This window comes from Roseospira navarrensis, assembly GCF_009601025.1.
GTDB classification, from domain to species: domain Bacteria; phylum Pseudomonadota; class Alphaproteobacteria; order Rhodospirillales; family Rhodospirillaceae; genus Rhodospira; species Rhodospira navarrensis.
The window spans coordinates 43,989-61,009 of record NZ_WIVE01000013.1; the positions used below are offsets into that span (position 1 = coordinate 43,989).

Annotated in this window: 15 protein-coding genes; 1 reads left to right on the forward strand and 14 read right to left on the reverse strand. The window is 70.3% G+C overall.

Annotated features, from left to right (window positions below):
* Nucleotides 1-132 precede the first annotated feature (132 nt).
* The 12 genes from GHC57_RS06305 to GHC57_RS06360 form a co-directional block, all read right to left on the reverse strand.
* Nucleotides 133-624 carry a type II toxin-antitoxin system RatA family toxin gene (locus GHC57_RS06305; RefSeq protein WP_153342313.1) on the reverse strand — a complete coding sequence of 164 codons (492 nt, stop codon included), beginning with the start codon at nucleotides 622-624 and terminating at the stop codon, nucleotides 133-135.
* A gap of 4 nt (nucleotides 625-628) precedes the next feature.
* Nucleotides 629-1,633 (reverse strand): lipoyl synthase, encoded by a 1,005-nt coding sequence (lipA, locus tag GHC57_RS06310; RefSeq protein WP_425500647.1) that lies wholly within the window; start codon nucleotides 1,631-1,633, stop codon nucleotides 629-631.
* A gap of 13 nt (nucleotides 1,634-1,646) precedes the next feature.
* Nucleotides 1,647-3,050, reverse strand: a complete 1,404-nt coding sequence (gene lpdA / locus GHC57_RS06315; RefSeq protein WP_170294722.1) for a dihydrolipoyl dehydrogenase — start codon at nucleotides 3,048-3,050, stop codon at nucleotides 1,647-1,649.
* A gap of 417 nt (nucleotides 3,051-3,467) precedes the next feature.
* On the reverse strand, nucleotides 3,468-4,769 hold the full coding sequence (locus tag GHC57_RS06320) for a M20 family metallopeptidase (RefSeq protein ID WP_153342317.1): 1,302 nt from the start codon (nucleotides 4,767-4,769) through the stop codon (nucleotides 3,468-3,470).
* Complete coding sequence (locus GHC57_RS06325; protein WP_153342319.1) at nucleotides 4,766-5,962, reverse strand: NAD(P)/FAD-dependent oxidoreductase; 1,197 nt, start codon at nucleotides 5,960-5,962, stop codon at nucleotides 4,766-4,768. The genes GHC57_RS06320 and GHC57_RS06325 overlap by 4 nt, the downstream gene beginning before the upstream one ends.
* Nucleotides 5,955-6,986 (reverse strand): histone deacetylase family protein, encoded by a 1,032-nt coding sequence (locus tag GHC57_RS06330; RefSeq protein WP_153342321.1) that lies wholly within the window; start codon nucleotides 6,984-6,986, stop codon nucleotides 5,955-5,957. The genes GHC57_RS06325 and GHC57_RS06330 overlap by 8 nt, the downstream gene beginning before the upstream one ends.
* A gap of 88 nt (nucleotides 6,987-7,074) precedes the next feature.
* Nucleotides 7,075-8,004, reverse strand: coding sequence for a 3,5-dioxohexanoate:acetyl-CoA acetone transferase (kce, locus tag GHC57_RS06335; RefSeq protein ID WP_153342323.1), 930 nt, complete (start codon nucleotides 8,002-8,004; stop codon nucleotides 7,075-7,077).
* Nucleotides 8,001-9,413: an aminotransferase family protein gene (locus GHC57_RS06340; RefSeq protein WP_246152166.1), complete on the reverse strand. Its 1,413-nt coding sequence runs from the start codon at nucleotides 9,411-9,413 to the stop codon at nucleotides 8,001-8,003. Before GHC57_RS06340 ends, kce begins: the two co-directional genes overlap by 4 nt.
* A 286-nt stretch (nucleotides 9,414-9,699) precedes the next feature.
* Complete coding sequence (locus GHC57_RS06345) at nucleotides 9,700-10,827, reverse strand: ABC transporter ATP-binding protein (protein ID WP_153342326.1); 1,128 nt, start codon at nucleotides 10,825-10,827, stop codon at nucleotides 9,700-9,702.
* A gap of 155 nt (nucleotides 10,828-10,982) precedes the next feature.
* Nucleotides 10,983-12,137, reverse strand: a complete 1,155-nt coding sequence (locus GHC57_RS06350; protein ID WP_153342328.1) for an ABC transporter substrate-binding protein — start codon at nucleotides 12,135-12,137, stop codon at nucleotides 10,983-10,985.
* 46 nt (nucleotides 12,138-12,183) lie between these two features.
* Nucleotides 12,184-12,984 carry an ABC transporter permease gene (locus tag GHC57_RS06355; RefSeq protein WP_153342330.1) on the reverse strand — a complete coding sequence of 267 codons (801 nt, stop codon included), beginning with the start codon at nucleotides 12,982-12,984 and terminating at the stop codon, nucleotides 12,184-12,186.
* Between the two features lie 25 nt (nucleotides 12,985-13,009).
* Entirely contained in the window at nucleotides 13,010-13,891 is an 882-nt protein-coding gene (locus GHC57_RS06360) for an ABC transporter permease (RefSeq protein WP_153342332.1), read from the reverse strand.
* Between the two features lie 197 nt (nucleotides 13,892-14,088).
* On the opposite strand from GHC57_RS06360, the gene GHC57_RS06365 reads away from it, so the two are divergent.
* Nucleotides 14,089-15,165, forward strand: coding sequence for a LysR family transcriptional regulator (locus GHC57_RS06365; RefSeq protein WP_246152167.1), 1,077 nt, complete (start codon nucleotides 14,089-14,091; stop codon nucleotides 15,163-15,165).
* 21 nt (nucleotides 15,166-15,186) lie between these two features.
* On the opposite strand, the gene GHC57_RS06370 is transcribed toward GHC57_RS06365, so the two are convergent.
* Both GHC57_RS06370 and GHC57_RS06375 read right to left on the reverse strand, forming a co-directional pair.
* Nucleotides 15,187-16,071 (reverse strand): UTP--glucose-1-phosphate uridylyltransferase, encoded by an 885-nt coding sequence (locus GHC57_RS06370; RefSeq protein WP_153342334.1) that lies wholly within the window; start codon nucleotides 16,069-16,071, stop codon nucleotides 15,187-15,189.
* A gap of 141 nt (nucleotides 16,072-16,212) precedes the next feature.
* Nucleotides 16,213-17,019 carry a J domain-containing protein gene (locus tag GHC57_RS06375; RefSeq protein WP_153342336.1) on the reverse strand — a complete coding sequence of 269 codons (807 nt, stop codon included), beginning with the start codon at nucleotides 17,017-17,019 and terminating at the stop codon, nucleotides 16,213-16,215.
* Nucleotides 17,020-17,021 lie beyond the last annotated feature (2 nt).

Below are 17,021 nucleotides of genomic sequence, written 5' to 3' on the forward strand. Positions count from 1 at the left end.
GGCCCTGCGGCCCGGGCTTGTCCGCCCGACGCCCATCATTGCCGGTCCTCCCGCCGATCCGGTTTGGTCCACATCGTGTCTACCGGAGCCACGCCCACGTGTCGAGGCCGTCGCCCAGGCACACCGGGCGGATCAGGTGGTGGATGTGGACGGACGCGGGTGCGGCGGCGGCGCGCCGCCCGGCTGGGCGGGCCGGCGGCCATAGAGCTGCTCGGCCCGGCGCTCGAACGCGGCCACCATGCGGCGCACGGCCTCGTTGAACAGTGCGCCCATGATCCTCTGCAGGAACGCCGACTTGAACTCGAAGTCCACATAGAAGTCGATGACGGTGCCGCCCTCGACCTTCTCGAAGATCCAGTGATTGTTCAGGTACTGAAACGGCCCTTCGGCATAGGACACGTCGATCCGGTTGCCGCTGGTCAACTGGACCCGCGACGTAAAGCGTTCCCGCACCATCTTGAAGCCGATCACCAGGTCCGCATAGAACACGTCCCCTTCGCGTTTCTTGATGCGCGAGGCCAGGCACCACGGCAGGAACTTGGGGTACTTCTCCACGTCCGCGACGAGGTCGTACAGCTCCCAGGGTTCATAGGGCAGGAATCGCTTTTCGCCGTGTGTGGGCATGGGATCAGGCGGTCCTCAGGCGATCGAGTCGGGACTGACGCAGCGCGGCGAAGTCCCGGTCGGCGTGATAGGAGGAGCGGGTCATCGGCGTCGCGGAGACCAGCAGGAAGCCCTTGGCGCGGGCGGCGCGGGCGTAGTCCTCGAACGCCTCCGGCGTGATGTACTCGGCGACGGCGACGTGCTTGCGGGTCGGCTGCAGGTACTGGCCGATGGTCAGGAAGTCCACGTCGGCGGCGCGCAGGTCGTCCATGACCTGCCAGACCTCCTCGCGGGTCTCGCCCAGCCCGACCATGATGCCGGACTTGGTGAAGACCTGGGGCGCCAGTTCCTTGGCCCGCTGCAACAGGCGCAGGCTGGCGAAATAGCGCGCCCCCGGGCGGATGGACGGGTACAGCCGGGGCACGGTCTCCAGGTTGTGGTTGAACACCTCCGGCGGGCTTTCCATGACGACTTCGAGCGCGCCCGGCTTGTCGCGGAAGTCCGGGGTCAGGATTTCCACCGTGGTCTCGGGCGCCGCGGCGTGGATACCGGCGACGCAGCGCTGGAACTGGCGCGCCCCGCCGTCGGGCAGGTCGTCGCGGTCCACCGAGGTGATGACCACATGCTTCAGGCCCATGGAGGCCACGGAGTCCACCACCCGGTCCGGCTCGCCCTCGTCCAGGGCGTCCGGCCGGCCGGTGCGCACGTTGCAGAACGCACAGGCCCGCGTGCAGGTCTCGCCCAGGATCATGAACGTGGCATGGCGGCGCTGCCAGCACTCGCCGATGTTCGGGCAGGCGGCCTCCTCGCACACGGTGGCGAGCTTCTTGTCCCGCATCAGCCGGCGCACTTCGGCGGCCTCGCGCGAGGTGGGCGCCTTGGCCCGGATCCAGTGCGGCTTGCGCGGCGAGGCCTGGTCGGGCCGCCGGGCCTTCTCCGGATGGCGCGGGCGGGCCGCGCGGGCCTCCTCGGCTGTCTCAGCCTCTGGGGCCTCCGGGGTCGCGTCCCGGGCTGCCGATGTCATGCTCATGTCATTCATGATGCTAGAAATGGATGGCCCGTCCGTAGGCGTCAAGAACGGACTCGTGCATCATCTCCGACAGGGTGGGGTGCGGGAACACGGTGTGCATCAACTCGGCCTCGGTCGTTTCCGTGGTCATGCCCACGGCGTAGCCCTGGATCAGCTCGGTGACCTCGGCCCCGATCATGTGCGCACCCAGCAACTCGCCCGTGCTGGCGTCGAACACGGTCTTGACCATGCCTTCGGGCTCGCCCAGGGCGATGGCCTTGCCGTTGCCCATGAAGGGGAAGCGGCCCACGCGCACCATGCGGCCCTGCTCCTTGGCCTGCGGCTCGGTCAGGCCGACGCTGGCGATCTGGGGGTGGCAATAGGTGCAGCCGGGGATGTGGTTGGTGTTCAGCGGATGCACGTCCGGCACGCCGGCGATCTTCTCGACGCAGATCACACCCTCGTGGCTGGCCTTGTGGGCGAGCCAGGGCGGCCCGGTCAGATCGCCGATGGCGTAGACGCCGGGCTCATCGGTGCGGCTCCAGTCGTCGGTGATGACGTGGCTGCGGTCCACCCGGACCTTGGTCTTCTCCAGGCCCAGGTTTTCCACGTTGCCGACGATGCCGACGGCCAGGATGACCCGATCCACGGTGATCTCGCGCGCCTTGCCGTCCGGCCCCTTCAGGGTGCAGGTGACGGAGTCGGACCCGCGTTTCAGGTCGGTCACGGTGGTCGCGGTATGAATCCGCATCCCCTGTTTCTCGAACGCCTTGCGGGCGAAGGCGGAGATCTCCGGGTCCTCCACGGGCAGGATGCGGTCCATGACCTCCACGACCGAGGTCTCGGCGCCCAGTTCGTGAAAGAAACTGGCGAACTCGATGCCGATGGCGCCGGAGCCGACCACGAGGAGGGATTTCGGCATGGCCTTGGGGACCATGGCCTCCTTGTAGGTCCAGACCAGTTTGCCGTCCGGCTCCAGGCCCGGCAGGGTGCGGGCGCGGGCGCCCGTTGCCAGGATGATGTGATCGGCCTTCAGGTCGGCCACGCCCTGGCCGTCCTTGGTGACCGACAGCCGGCCGCCGCCCTGAAGCGTGCCGTGGCCGTCGAACACCGTGACCTTGTTCTTCTTCAGCAGGTGCGTCACACCCCGGGTGAGTTGCCCGGCGACGGCGCGCGAGCGCTTGACCACGGCCGGCAGGTCCACGCGCAGGTTGTCCGCCGCCAGCCCGAAGTGGGCGGCGTGGCGCATGATGCGGTGCGCCTCGGCGGAGCGCAGCAGGGCCTTGGTCGGGATGCAGCCCCAGTTCAGGCAGATGCCGCCCAGGTGCTCGCGTTCCACCACGGCGGTCTTCAGGCCCAACTGGGCGGCGCGGATGGCGGCGACGTAGCCACCGGGGCCGCCACCGACGACGATCACGTCAAAGGTCGTTTCGCTCACGCGTTTAGCCTCCCGGGTCGGGGAATGGGGTCAGGGGGACTTTCGGCCGAAAGCCCGAGTGCTCCGATCCGTCATACCTCTGATGAGAGCGCCGCTCCAGGCCGAACCGGGATCCGCTGCCGTGCCGGGTGGAGGGACTCGTCTCAGGCGACCCGCCCACCGTGTCCTCGCTGTCCAGAAAACCACCAAGGCACCAAGGTGGTGTCGTGATGCCGGGCGGGAGTTTCACTCCCGCCCCGAGCGTTATCATCCCCATCCGTTGGGCGAAACGGTCCGGACGGGGCTGCAAGCCCCGTCCGGCATGCAGAAAGCCTGTCCCTTCGACTCCTTGAGGTGCGTGAGGGCTGCGCTCCAGGCCGAACCGGGGCTTCTACACATTGGGCCGGCCTCAGAACCCGTCCAGGGTCGCCCCACCGATCACCGCCGGGGCCGAGGGGACAGGCCGCACCAGTCGGCCATGAACAGCGCCAGCACGGTGGCCACCTGCATCATGCTGTCGATGGACACCGACTCGTCGATGCCGTGGATGTGGGTCGCCTCCGGCCCGTAGCAGGTGGCCGGGATGTCCCCGTAAAGCTGGAAGAAGCGCGCATCCGTGGTCGCGGTGCAGGCCAGCCGGTCGATGGGCGAACCCATGACGCGGGCGTGCAGATCCGAGAGCAGCGTCATCATGGGGTGGTCCGGGTCCATCACGCAGCCCTCGGCCTGGAAGCCCTGGTAGGACACGTCGGCCGTGATCCCCCGCAACCGCGGGTCATCCGCCAGCGCGGCGGCGATGGTGCCTTCCAGGGCGGCGCGCACCTCGTCCAGCGGCATGCCGGGATAGAACCCCAGGCGCACGTCGATGACGGCTTCGGCGGCGACGCTGGAGGCCCAGTCCCCGCCCGCGATGCGGCCCAGGTTGAAGTTCACCGGGTGGGCATGGTCCGCGTACAGCGGATGGCGGTGGTCGGGCGCGTTCCACGCCGCTTCCAGCGGGTGCAGGGCGTCGAACAGCCGGTAGGCGGCCTCGATGGCGTTGAGCCCGGCCGAGGTGTCCAGCACGTGCGCCGGCTTGCCCGCCACCCGGATGCGCGCCCACATGACACCCAGTTGCCCGACCAGCAGCGACTGGGCGAAGGGTTCGGGGATGATGGCCGCATCGGCGGTGTAGCCCCGGGCGAGGCAGGCCAGGGCGCCGTTGCCGGTGCACTCTTCCTCGATCACGGATTGCAGGATCACCGGCGCGGCCGGCTCCAGGCCCAACTCGGCCAGCGCCAGGAAGGCCATGCAATAGGCCACGATGCCGGCCTTCATGTCGCCGCTGCCGCGTCCGAACACCCGGCCGTCCCGCACCACGGGTTCGAACGGCGGGTCGGTCCACAGCCGCTCGGACCCGGGCGGCACAACGTCGATATGCCCATTCAGGATCAGCGAGCGACCGCCCGGCGCGGGCGCGGCGGGCCGATGCACACCGACCACGTTCTCCCGCCCGGCGTAGCTGTCCAGCACCGGCGGCGAGAAGCCGGGCCGGTCGCGGATGGCGTCCAGGTCCACGGCGAAGCGGTCCACGTCCAGGCCCATGCCGCCGAACAGGCCGGTCATCAGGTCCTGTGCGCCCTGCTCGCGGCCCATCTGGCTGTCCTCGCGCACCAGGGCGCACAGCAGCGAGACGGCGGCGTCCCGCTGCGCCGCGACGGCCTCGGCGATGGCCGGGCCGTGCTGCCGGGTGGGAGTCATCGCGGCGCCTCCGGGTTGGGGACGGACAGGGTGGGGCGCTCAGGCGCCAGCGCCGCCGCGGTCACGCCCTTTGCGGCGACATCGTCCGGCAGGGCCTCGCCCAGCGCCAGCGCGGCGGCCGCCCGGGCCAGCCCGACGGCGGTCTGGATGCCGTAGCCGCCCTGGCCCGCGAGCCAGAAGAAGCCGGACGCGCCGCCCGCGTCGGGCTCGGGCGCGAACCCGGCCACCGGCACGCCGTCCGGCACGAAGCTGCGCAGCCCGGCCCAGGTGGCGCGCGGGCGCTCCACCGTGTGGGTGGTGATGCGCTGGAAGCGGTCCACGGCGACGGCCACGTCCTCCAGCTCCGGTTGCACGTCCTGCGGCGGCACCGGGGTGGCGTCGGCGGGCGAGAGCAGCAACCGCCCGGCATCGGGCTTGAAGTACACCGTGTCGTCCAGATCGCCGGTCATGGGCCAGCCGGCCACGGAGGCCCCGGCGGGCGCATCCACCAGCAGGGCGGTGCGGCGTTTGGGCGTCAGGCCCAGGGGACGCACACCGGCCAGCCCGGCGACCTCATCGGCCCAGGCCCCGGCGGCGTTGACGACCACGGGCGCCTCGCAGACCGCGCCGCCCCGCGTGGCGACCCGCCACACGCCGCCCGCATGGGACAAGGCGGCGGCCTCGGCCCCGGCCAGGACGCGGCCGCCCATGCGGCGCAGCCCCTTGAGAAACCCCGTGTGGAGCGCATCCACGTCCATGTCCCGCGCCCCGGGCTCCAGAGCCCCCGACGTGAACACGCCGGGGCGCAGGATGGGCACGGCCTCCAGCAGAGCGGCCGCGTCCAGGTGCTCCATGGTGCCCGGGCCGCCGCCGGCGCAGGCCTCGTCCACCAGGGCGTCGATCGCCTCGTCCTGCCCGGGCAGACCCATGGCCAGCAGGCCCCGGGGGGTGAGCAGGGGGACCTCGGTGAAGCCGTCCGGCGGCGCGTCCAGGAACGCCCGGCTGGCCGCGGACAGGCGGCGCACCAGGGGCGGGCCGTAGGTCTCGCTGAACAGGGCGGCGGACCGGCCCGTGCTGTGGTAGCCGGGCTGGTCCTCGCGCTCCAGCAGCAGCACCGAGACCCCGCGCCCGGCCAGCGCGTAGCCCACGGAGGCGCCGGCCATGCCCGCGCCCAGAATGAGGATGTCGGCCGTCTCAGTGGCGGTCTCAGTCATGGCGGCGGCCCTCCTGGAAGCCGCTCAGCGCGGCGTGCAGGCACGGGCCGAGGGAGTCGGACAGGTAGCCGCCCTCCTGCACCAGCACCGTGGGCAGGCCCAGGGCGCCGATGCGGTGCCCGGCGGCGCGGAAACCCTCCGGGCTGACCTTCAGGCCGCCGAAGGGATCGTCCGCGCTGGCGTCCAGACCCAGGGCCAGCACCAGCGCGCCGGGGGCGAAGGCGTTGATGCGGGCCAGCGCGGCATCCAGCGCGGCCAGCCACGGCCCGTCCGGCGTGCCCAGGGGCAGCGGCAGGTTCAGGTTGGCGCCGAGGCCGGCGCCCGTGCCGCGTTCGGCCGCATGGCCCCAGAAGAAGGGGTAGAAGTCCAGCGGGTCGGCGTGCAGCGACACCGTCAGGACGTCCCCCCGGCCATAGAAGATCGCCTGCGTGCCGTTGCCGTGGTGCAGGTCGATGTCCAGCACCGCGACCCGGTCATGGCGGGCGCGCAGGTGCTGGGCGGCGATGGCGGCGGTGTTCAGGTAGCAGAAGCCGCCCGTCAGGTCCGCCGCCGCATGGTGCCCGGGCGGGCGGCACAGGGCATAGGCGTGACGGGCGCCGCCCCGCACCACATCCGCCGCCGCCACGGCGCATTGGGCGCTGCGGTAGACGGCGGCCCAGGTCTGCGCCGTCACCGGGCAGGCGGTATCGCCCAGATGAAAGCCCGCCTGCCCTACGGGTGAGCGCGGATAGGGGCCGTCACGGCGGTCCGGGTGGACGTTGGGCAGCACATCGCGGCTGCCGCCCAGGCTCTGCCAGCGGCCGTGGATGGTCTGCAGGAACTGCAGGTACTCGGCCGTATGGACGGCGGCCAGCGGGGTGAGGCCGAAATCACGCGGCGCGGACACCGGCAGGCCCAGACCGGCGGCGACCTCGACGAACACGTCGGCGCGGGCCGGCACCTCCGGGCAGGGCCGCCACGCCCCGGAGACCAGGAACGTGTCCGGCGCGTGGGACTTCTGAACGGGATCGAAAAAGGCATGCATGACCACGATACTCCACCCGGACCCTGACCGTTTGCGCCCCGCCCGGGGCGCGCGGGCAGCCTACGGGGTCCGGGGCCGGGGAAAAAGGCTAGAACGCCACCCGGTCGCCGCCCTTCAGGCCGAGCCGGGCGCGGGCCTCGGCGGGCGTGGCGACGGGGCGGCCCAGGCCCTCCAGCACCTGCCGGATGCGGCGGACCTGCTGGGCGTTGCTCTCGGCCAGAACACCCTTCTCCAGGAAAAGGTTGTCCTCCAGGCCGACGCGGACGTTGCCGCCCATGGCCGCCGCCATGGTCGCGAGCGGCACTTGATGGCGGCCCACGCCCAGGACCGAGAACTGATAGTCGTCCCCGAACAGCTTGTCCGCCGTGCGCTTCATGGTCATCAGAGTGTCCGGATCGGCCCCGATGCCCCCCAGGATCCCCAGGCAGAACTGCAGGAACAGCGGCGGTTTGGCAATGCCCCGGTCCACGAAGTGCGCCAGCGTGTACAGGTGGCCCAGGTCGTAGCACTCGTACTCGAACCGGGTGCCGTGGCCGGTCCCCAGGGCGTGGTGCAGCACCTCGATATCCTGGAACGTGTTCTTGAACACGAAGTCCCGGCTGGCCTCCAGGAACGCCGGCTCCCACGGGTGTTTCCAGTCGGACCAGCGGTCGAGCGCCGGAAACAGCCCGAAGTTCATGGTGCCCATGTTGCACGAGGCCATCTCGGGCGCGGCATGGTCGGCGGCCTGCATGCGCTGTTCCACCGTCATGGGCATGCCGCCGCCGGTGGAGATGTTCACCACCGCATCGGTGGCCTGCTTGATGCGCGGCAGGAAGCGCATGAACACGTCCGGGTCGGGCGAGGGTTGGCCGGTCTCCGGATCGCGGGCGTGCAGGTGCAGGATGGCCGCGCCGGCCTCGGCGGCTTCGATGGCCGCCTCCGCGATCTCGTCTGGCGTGATGGGCAGGTGCGGGCTCATGGTCGGCGTATGAACCGAGCCCGTGACAGCGCAGGTGATGATGACGGGAGTCGTCATAGCCCCAACTCCCATTCCAGCACCTCCAGGGCGTCGGTCAGGGGATCCATGATCTCGTCGATCTCCGGTTCGGTCAGGATCAGGGGCGGGCAGACCATCACGTGATCGCCCACATAACCGCCCCGGGTGCGCCGCCAATACACGATCAGGCCCCGGTCGTAGGCCAGGTCCACCAGCCGCGCCGCCGCCATCCGGTCGGGCGGCAGCGGGTCCATGGTCTCGCGGTCGGCGACCAGTTCCAGCGCCAGCAGCAGGCCCTTGCCGCGCACGTCGCCGATGAAGCCGAAGCGGTCCATCAGCGCCGTCAGCCGCGCCTTCAGCAGGTCCCCGATGCGGGCCGCGTTGCCGGAGAGATCACGGCGCACGGTCTCGCGCAGCACCGCGAGCCCGGCCGCACAGGCCAGCGGGTTGCCGGCGTAGGTGTAGCCGTGGATGAAGCCGCCGTGGTCCATGACGGCCTCGACCACCTTATCCGACGCCACCATGGCGCCCAGCGGCGCATAGCCGGCCGCGAACCCCTTGGACAGCGCGATCAGGTCCGGCACGAGGCCCCAGTGCTCGCCGGCCAGGAAGGCCCCGGTGCGCCCGGCGCCGGTCATGACCTCGTCGTGGATCAACAGCACGCCGTAGTGATCGCAGATCTCGCGGATGCGCGGATAGTAGCTGTCGGGCGCCACCAGCGCGCCGGTGGAGGCCCCGCCGACCGGCTCCATGATGAACGCAAGCACCGTCTCCGGCCCCTGGCGCAGGATCTCCGCCTCCAGCATGTCGGCGTAGCGCCGGCCGCGCTCTTCCATCGTCAGGCCGTCGCGATCCAGATAGCAGGTCGGCGCCGGGATCTTCGGCATCTCGTGCATCATGGGGGCGAAGGGCGCGGTCATGGTGGTGTAGCCGGTGACCGCCAGCGCCCCCAGGGTGGCCCCGTGGTAACTGGGATAGCGCGAGATCACCTTGAAACGGTTGCCCTCGCCGATGGCCAGGGCGTATTGCCGCGCCAGCTTCAGGCAGCTTTCCACGGCCTCGGACCCGCCGGAGACGAAGAACACCCGGTCCAGCCCGGGCGGGCTCAGCCCGGCCACCAGCCGGGCGAGCTGCTCGGCCGGCGCATTCTCGAAATGCAGCCGATAGCCGAAGGTGGACTTCTCCATCTGCTGGCGCATGGCCTCCAGCACCACGGGGTCGGAATGGCCGATGTTGCTGACCATGGCGCCGGACGAGCCGTCCAGGTAGCGCTTGCCGGTGACGTCCCACATGTGGACGCCCTGGGCGCGGTCCAGCAGGGGCCGGCGTTGGCGGGACTGGTAGAACAGGTGCGAGCGCGCCGGGCCGGCGTCCATGTCGGGGACGGCGGGGGCGTAGTCCTCCGGCGCTTCGGGCACCGGGGACGGCGTAGTGGGCACGTGGTCCATGGGGACCCCCCTTGAGATCGGGACCGTGAGATCGGGACAGGCGGCGGAACGACAGCGGGCCGTCATCCCGGCGGACGAAAAGGTTGACCTTTTTGTCGACCGGCCGGCCCGACTGGGCCGGCGCCGCGAAGCGGCGGAGGCGATGAACCGGACGAGTCCGGTTCATCGCCGCGCAGTATCAAAGGGCCAACGGCCGGCGGCGCGCCCGCCACGGCGGCCACTGGGTTTCCTCGCTCACGGCGCGCGGCAGGCGGTGCGGACCGATCCGGGTCATGATGACCGGCCCTTACGCATCGGCATCGCCGTCGAGCAACACGCAGTCGTCGCCGCGCACGCGGATCCAGACCTCGCTGCCCTCGGGGAAGGGGGCGCGGTCGATGGGGTTGATGGCCTGCAGCTCCACGCCCGCCCCGGGGTCTCCGTCGGCCCCGGTGGTGGTCAGGAAGTAGCGCGCACTCTGGCCCAGGTAGTCCACGGTCTTGACCCGCGCGGTCATCAGGCTGGTGCCCGGGGCCGGGTCGTGGCGGTCGGCGAGCAGCAGGCGTTCGGCCCGCATGACCAGCCGCACGCGCTCGCCCTCCGGCCGGCCGGCGCGGTCGCGGGTGTGGCACAGGATGGTGGCGCCCGCGTCGGTGATGACCTTGACGAAGCCGCCCTCCTCGCCGGCCACCCGGCCGGGCAGGATGTTGGAGTGCCCCAGGAAGTCGGCGACGAAGGCGCTGGCGGGCTCGTTGTAGACCAGATCGGGCGGCCCCATCTGCTCGACCCAGCCGCTGTTCATGACCACTAGGGTGTCGGACATGGCCAGGGCCTCCGACTGGTCGTGGGTGACGAACACGGTGGCGATGCCCAGTTCGCGCTGGATGCGCTTCAGTTCGACGCGCATTTCCTCGCGCAGGTTGGCGTCCAGCGCGGACAGGGGCTCATCCAGCAACAGCACATCCGGCTGGATGACGATGGCGCGCGCCAGCGCAATGCGCTGCTGCTGCCCGCCGGAAAGCTGGTTGGGGCGGCGGTCCTCCACATGCGGCAACTGCACGAGCTGGAGGGCGTCCTTCACCCGCCTCTTGACCTCGTCGCGGGGCACATCGCGGTACTTCAGGCCGAACGCCACGTTGTCGAACACGCTCTTGTGCGGGAACAGGGCGTAGTTCTGGAACACCAGGCCCAGGTTGCGCTTGTGGATCGGCACTTCGGTGACCGACTTGCCCTTGATGCGGATGTCGCCCTCGGTCGGGTCCAGCAGCCCGGCGATCATGCGCAGCGTGGTGGTCTTGCCGCAGCCGGACGGCCCGAGCAGGGTGACGAACGACCCCTCCGGCACGGTCAGGTCGGTCTTGCGCACCGCCACGAACTCGGCGAAGCGCTTCTCCACGTCCCGCAGTTCGACGGCGTTCTGGTTGGCATCGGTCATGGGCGGTGAGTCCGTGGCGTCGTTGGTTTCGCCGTCATTGCCGGGCGGGAGTTGCACTCCCGCCCGGACCCGTTTCAGTCCGCACCCGGTCGGCAAACGCTTCCGGACGGGGGTTCAACCCCCGTCCGGCCCGCGCAGGCAGACGAGCGGCTGCCTCAGTACCCCTTCTGGACGCGACCGAAGGTCTTGGACCAGTCGGCTTCGTTGCTGTTCCAGTAGTCGGGATCGAAGAAGTTCAGCGACTCCAGCGTGCCCGTCGGATCGAACGCCGGCAGCGAGGTCACCGACTCCGGCAGGTCCACCTTGTTCGGGTCCAGCGCCGGCGGGTAGTTCTGGCCCTCGGCGACCGCGATGGCGACTTCCGGTTCCAGCATGAAGTTCAGCAGCTCTTCGCAGGCGGCCATGGGGCTGCCCTTCATGACGAACAGGCATTCCTGCCAGGCGAGGCCGCCGGGCGGGTCCAGATAGCCGATGTCGTGGCCCTGCTCCTGCAGCGCCTTGACGCGGCCGGACCAGGCTTCGGTGACGTAGATTTCTTCCTCGGCGAGCAGGCTCATCAGTTCGGCGCCGGATCCCCAGTACTTCAGCAGCAGGTCGCGGTGCTCGCGCAGCTTGTCCCAGACGGCGTCCATGTCCTCGATGCCGTTGGGGTCCTGGTCGGTCTGCAGGGCGGCATACCAAATGCGGGTTTTCCACTCGCCCCAGCCGCCGATCTTGCCCTTGAACTCGGGCTTCACCAGCAGGTTCGCCCCAAGCTCTTTGGCCTCGTCGTCGCTGACGTGCTTGCGGTTGTAGGCGATGCCGGTGGTGCCATAGTCGTAGGGCGCGGCCGACAGGTTGCCGCCGGTGATCTTGCGGAACGGCGTCTGCAGCGTGCCGATGACCAGATCCAGGTTGGGGATGTTGGCCTCGTCCAGGGTCGTGGACAGGTCGAGGTTGTGATAGCGCGCGTAGTCGAACACGCCAGACAGGTGGGCGATGTTGAATTCGCCGGGCTGGCTGGCGCGCACCCGGGCCAGGTATTCGTCGGCGCCGCCGAAGGTGCCGTCCACGACCTCAATCCCGGTCTTCTCGGTGTAGGGCTCGAAGGCGTATTCGCGGAAGGCCTCCGACACGACCCCGCCCCAGCCGTCGAAGCGCACCTGGTCGGGGGTCGCGGCGCGGGCCTTTCGGGACAGGGCCGCCATCGGACCGCCGACGAGGCCGACGGACAGGCCGGCCGCCCCCAGCAGGGTCAGGAAGCCGCGACGGTCGATGTCGCCGTTGCGATAGCGCTCCAGCAGGCGCTGATACCGGGTCGTGTCATCCATGGCTTGGTCTCCTCGGTTGGACTGTGAACGCTCGCCTGAACGGGGGTCACCGCGATCCGGACGCCATGCCGGCCGCCAGCCGGCGGGCCAGGGCCGCGCCCAGCAGCGGCAGGGCGACGGTGAACACCACCATCACCGTGCCGAGCGCGTTGATCTCGGGACTGATGGAGTTGCGCAGCATGGCGAAGATCTGCGTCGGCACCGTCTCCACCCCGCCCGGTTTCCAGAACAGGGTGCCGGTGATGTCGTCGAACGAGATGGTGAAGGCGAACAGGCTGCCGGCCATCACGGCGGGCAGCATCAGGGGCAGGGTCACGCGGCGGAAGGTCTCGAAGGCGTTGGCCCCCAGGCTCATGGCCGCTTCCTCGTATTCCCGGCGGATGCCCACCAGCCGCGCCTGCACCACCAGCACCACGAACGGCAGGGTGAAGATCACATGGCCCATCAGCAGCAGGAAGAAGCTGCGCGGCACATCCAGGAAGCGCAGGAACAGCAGCAGGGCCACGGCCAGCACCACTTCGGGCACCAGGATGGGCGCGATCAGGGCGGTGGAGATCAGGCGCTTGCCGGGGAAGTCGTAGCGCACCATGGCCAGGGCGGCGAGCACCCCCATGGTGGTGGAGATGATCGCCGTCAGCAGCCCCAGCACCACCGAGGTCTGGAAGGCGCGCACGATGGCGTCGTTCTCGATCAGCGCGATGAACCAGCGCGGCGACAGCCCCTCCATGGGGAAGCTGCCGAACTGGTTGGCGTTGAACGACAGCAGCATGACCACCGCGATGGGCGCGAACATGAACAGGTAGACCAGCACGGTGCCGAGGCGGATCGCGGTCCAGGCGAGGCTCATGGGCGTGTCTCCTCCTCGGTCCCGGCTAGCGGAAGCTCTTGGCGATCTGGTCGATGCCCAGGAAGCGGCTGTAGACCATCACCAGCGTGCCCAGCAGCGCCAGCAGCAGCAGCGACAGCGCCGAGCCCAGCGGCCAGTTGAGCTGGGTCACGATGGCCTCGTAGACCAGATTGGCGAACATGGCGTTGCGCGGGCCGCCCAGCACCATGGGGGTGATGTAGGTGCCCGCCCCCAGCACGAAGCACAGCAGCGCCCCGGCGGCCAGCCCGGGCACGGACAGCGGCAGCGTGACCTCGCGGAAGGCCTGCCAGCCGGTGCAGCCCAGCGACCGCGCGGCGTCGGCCAGACTGCGGTCGATGCCGTCCAGGCTGACGTAGATGTTCAGGATCATGAACGGCAGCAGGAAGTGGACCAGGCCCAGGATCACCGTGGCCTCGTTGTAGAGCATCTGGATCGGCTCGGTGATGATCCCCAGCGCCATCAGCGTGCTGTTCACCGCGCCCGACACACCCAGGATGTTGATCCAGGACATGGTGCGGATGATGTAGCTGACCCAGAAGGGCAGCATCAGCAACAGCAGCAGCAGGGTCTTGTGACGGGTCGGCGTGTACGCGATGAAATACGCCGGGATGTAGCCCACGACGGCGCAAATGATCGTGGAAATGGCGGCGATGCGAAGCGTCTGGAACAGGATGTCGTGATAGAAGCTGTCCGTCAGCACCTCTTCCCAGTTGTCCAGGAAGAAGCCCACCTGCTCCGCCCCGACCGCCGTGCGCAGCCAGAACGAATAGACCACGATGAACAGGGTCGGGATCACCAGCAGCAACAGCACCGAGACCAGCGCCGGCGACAGCAGCAGCCAGGGGCGACGGTCGAACGTCTGCGCCTCGGATGCGGATGCGGTCATGTGGTCGCCTCCCCCTGCGGCCCCGCGCGGATCCCGGTTCTGGTCCGGGCCGGTCCTGCCCGCCGGCGGGCCTCGCCGCGCGCGATGGTCGTCGGCCGGACAGCCCTGCTTCCCGCGAATATCACGCCTGCGGACTCGACATAGGGCAAATAGATATGCTTGATGCCGGGCATAGATCTGATGAATGGAGAGGCCCCATGGTGCCCCCCGGACAGGACCTCGATGCCCCCGGTCCCGCCGCGCCGCCCGCCTCCGTCGGGGTCACGGCGCCGGACGCCATGGTGCGGCGCGAGTTCGACTGGAACCTGCTTCACACCTTCATGGTGATCGTCGAGGAAGGCTCGATCACCCGCGCCGCCAACCGCCTGCTGCTGCGCCAGCCGAGCGTGAGCACGGCCCTGAAGCGGCTGGAGGACCGGCTGGGACAGCGCCTGATCGACCGCGCGCCGGGCCGCTTCGAGCTGACCGACGCCGGCCGGGTGTTGTACCGCGAATGCCGCGACATCTGCGGGGCGATCGGCCGCCTGGGCCACCTGCTGACGGCGGGCGAGGCGGAGTTGTCCGGCCACATCCGCCTTCTGCTGGCCAGCCACGTGGTGTTCCCGCCGCTGGACGCGGTGCTGGCGGACTTCCACGCCGCGCACCCCCTGGTCACCCTGGAATGCGAGGTCGCCCGCTCCAGCGTGGTGGTCCAGACCGTGCTGTCCCGGCAGGCGAGCGCCGGCATCTGTCTGGTGGCCCGACCCCATCCGCATCTGGCCTACCGCCGCCTGTTCCGCGAGCACTTCGGCTTCTTCTGCGGCCCGTCGCACCGCCTGTTCGGACGCACGGACCTGACGGTGGCGGATCTGCGGGACGAGCCGGTGGTCTCGTTCAACACCGACAGCCCGACGGATGCCCTGCGCGCCATCGCCCTGCTGCGCGCCCGCCATGATCTCAACGGGCGCACGGTGGGGCGGTCGTCGAACCTGGAGGAGGTGCGGCGCATGATCGTCGCCGGGCTGGGGGTCGGGCCGCTGCCGATCCACGTGGCCGAGCGCGACGTGCGCGAGGGGCTGCTGTGGCGGCTGCCGCCCTGGGACGACACCGCGGGACCGGGCGGCCCGGCGCCGGTGGACATCTTTCTTGTGACCAACCCCCGCACCACCCTGTCCCAGGCCGAGCGCCTGTTCCTGGCCATGCTCAACGCCCGCGTGGACGCCGCCCCGGGCGGGGTGTTCGTGTACCCGACCGGGACGACGCGGGCGCCATCCGAAGGGCCGCTCGCGGACTGATCACGGCCAGCCCCGCTGCGATCACAGGCCCGCCGCGATCTCCTTGACGAAGCCGGCGACGCTGTCGCGCATGTCCGGGCGGTCCAGGGCGAAGGCGATGTTGGCCTTCAGGAAGCCCACCTTGTCGCCGCAGTCGAACCGCGTCCCCTCGAACCGCAGGCCGTGGAACGGCACACCGTCGTCGATGGTGGCGGCCATGCCGTCGGTCAACTGGATTTCGCCGCCCGAGCCGGTGCCGATGCTGCCCAGCCGGTCCATGACGGTCGAATCCAGGACGTAGCGGCCGATGATCGACAGGGTCGAGGGCGCGTCCTCGGGCTTGGGCTTTTCCACCAGACCGTTGGCGCGGGCGAGGCGGCCGTCGTCCTCCTGCACCTTCAGAATACCGTACTTGTTGGTCTGGTCGGGCGGCACGTCCTCGGATGCGACCACATTGCCGCCCACCTGGGCGTGGGCCTCGATCAACTGGCCGATGGCCGGTTTCTCCGACAGGATCAGGTCGTCGGGCAGGATGACGGCGAACGGCTCGCCCTCGCTGATGAACGCGCGGGCGCACCACACCGCGTGGCCCAGCCCAAGCGGGTTGTGCTGGCGGGTGGAGATGACCCGGCCCGGCTCGGGGATGGCCTTGCGCAACTCGGCCAGGGCGTCGGTCTTGCCGCGCCCGTCGAGCAGTTGTTCCAGCTCGAAGGCGTGGTCGAAGTGCTCGACCAGCACGTGCTTGCCGCGTCCCGTGACGAAGATGAAGTACTCGATGCCGGCCGCTGCGGCCTCTTCCACGGCGTACTGGATCAGCGGCTTGTCCACGACCGGCAGCATCTCCTTGGCCATGGTCTTGGTCGCCGGCAGGAAACGCGTGCCCAGTCCGGCGACCGGGAATATGGCCTTCTTCACGGGTTTGGTCATGGTGTCTCGTCTCCCTCGTTCGGCGCCGGCCCGGCCGCCGGTCGTTGCGACGACGGTCCGGCATGGTGCAGCGCAGTGCAGAGGTTGTGCCACGAGGCCCGCGTGGGCCGCAAGCCGCCTGCCCGCTGCACCACGGCCGGGTCAGCCGGTGCCCTGCCGCCGTCCATCGCGGCCCAGCAGCAGGTCGCGGGCCTGGTTGAGGCGGGCGGCCAGATAGGGCGTGCCGCCCCGGTCCGGGTGAACCAGCACGATCAGGCGGCGGTGGGCGGCCTTGATGTCCTCGGGCCCGGCGCCCTCCTCCAGGCCCAGCACGGCCAGGGCCTCGGCGCGGGACATGGGACCACGGGCGCCCGGAGCGCCGTCGCCGCCCGTCTCCTCCGCGCCGCCCTCGTCTCCGTCCGGACGCCAGTCCGGATGCACGCGGTCCAGCCAGGCCTCGAACACGCGCAGGCTTTCCGGGTCGCTCTGCATCTCCCGCCACAGCGCGAGCGCGTCGCCCCGGTCCAGGTCCTCCAGCGACCGCCCGGCGAACGCGCCCTCGCGCACCGTGCCGGTCATGGCGCCGGTGGCGTGGGACAGGGTCATGTCCAGGAAGCGCGTGGTCACGGTTGACCTGTCGTCGGGGTCGGGATCGGCCGCCGCCCCGCGGCCACCGCCCCCGAAGGCGCGGAACGCGGCGCGGGCCGAGCGGGCGGCGCGCGCGGCCCGGGCGGCCCGGTTGACGTTGCGCGACAGCCAGATCGCCCACGGCGACAGGGCGGCCAGGGCCCCGGCGGCCCAGCTCAGGCGGCTGGTCACGACCAGGAAGAGGAAGGCGCCCAGCAGCGCCAGACCCAGGGTCACCCCCAGCACGCGGAGCACCACGCGGGGCGGACTGTTGACCAGCACGCGCAGGGCCAGCACCAGCAGCAGGGCGAGAATGATCCCGAGGATCAGCAGGGGCGCCATGC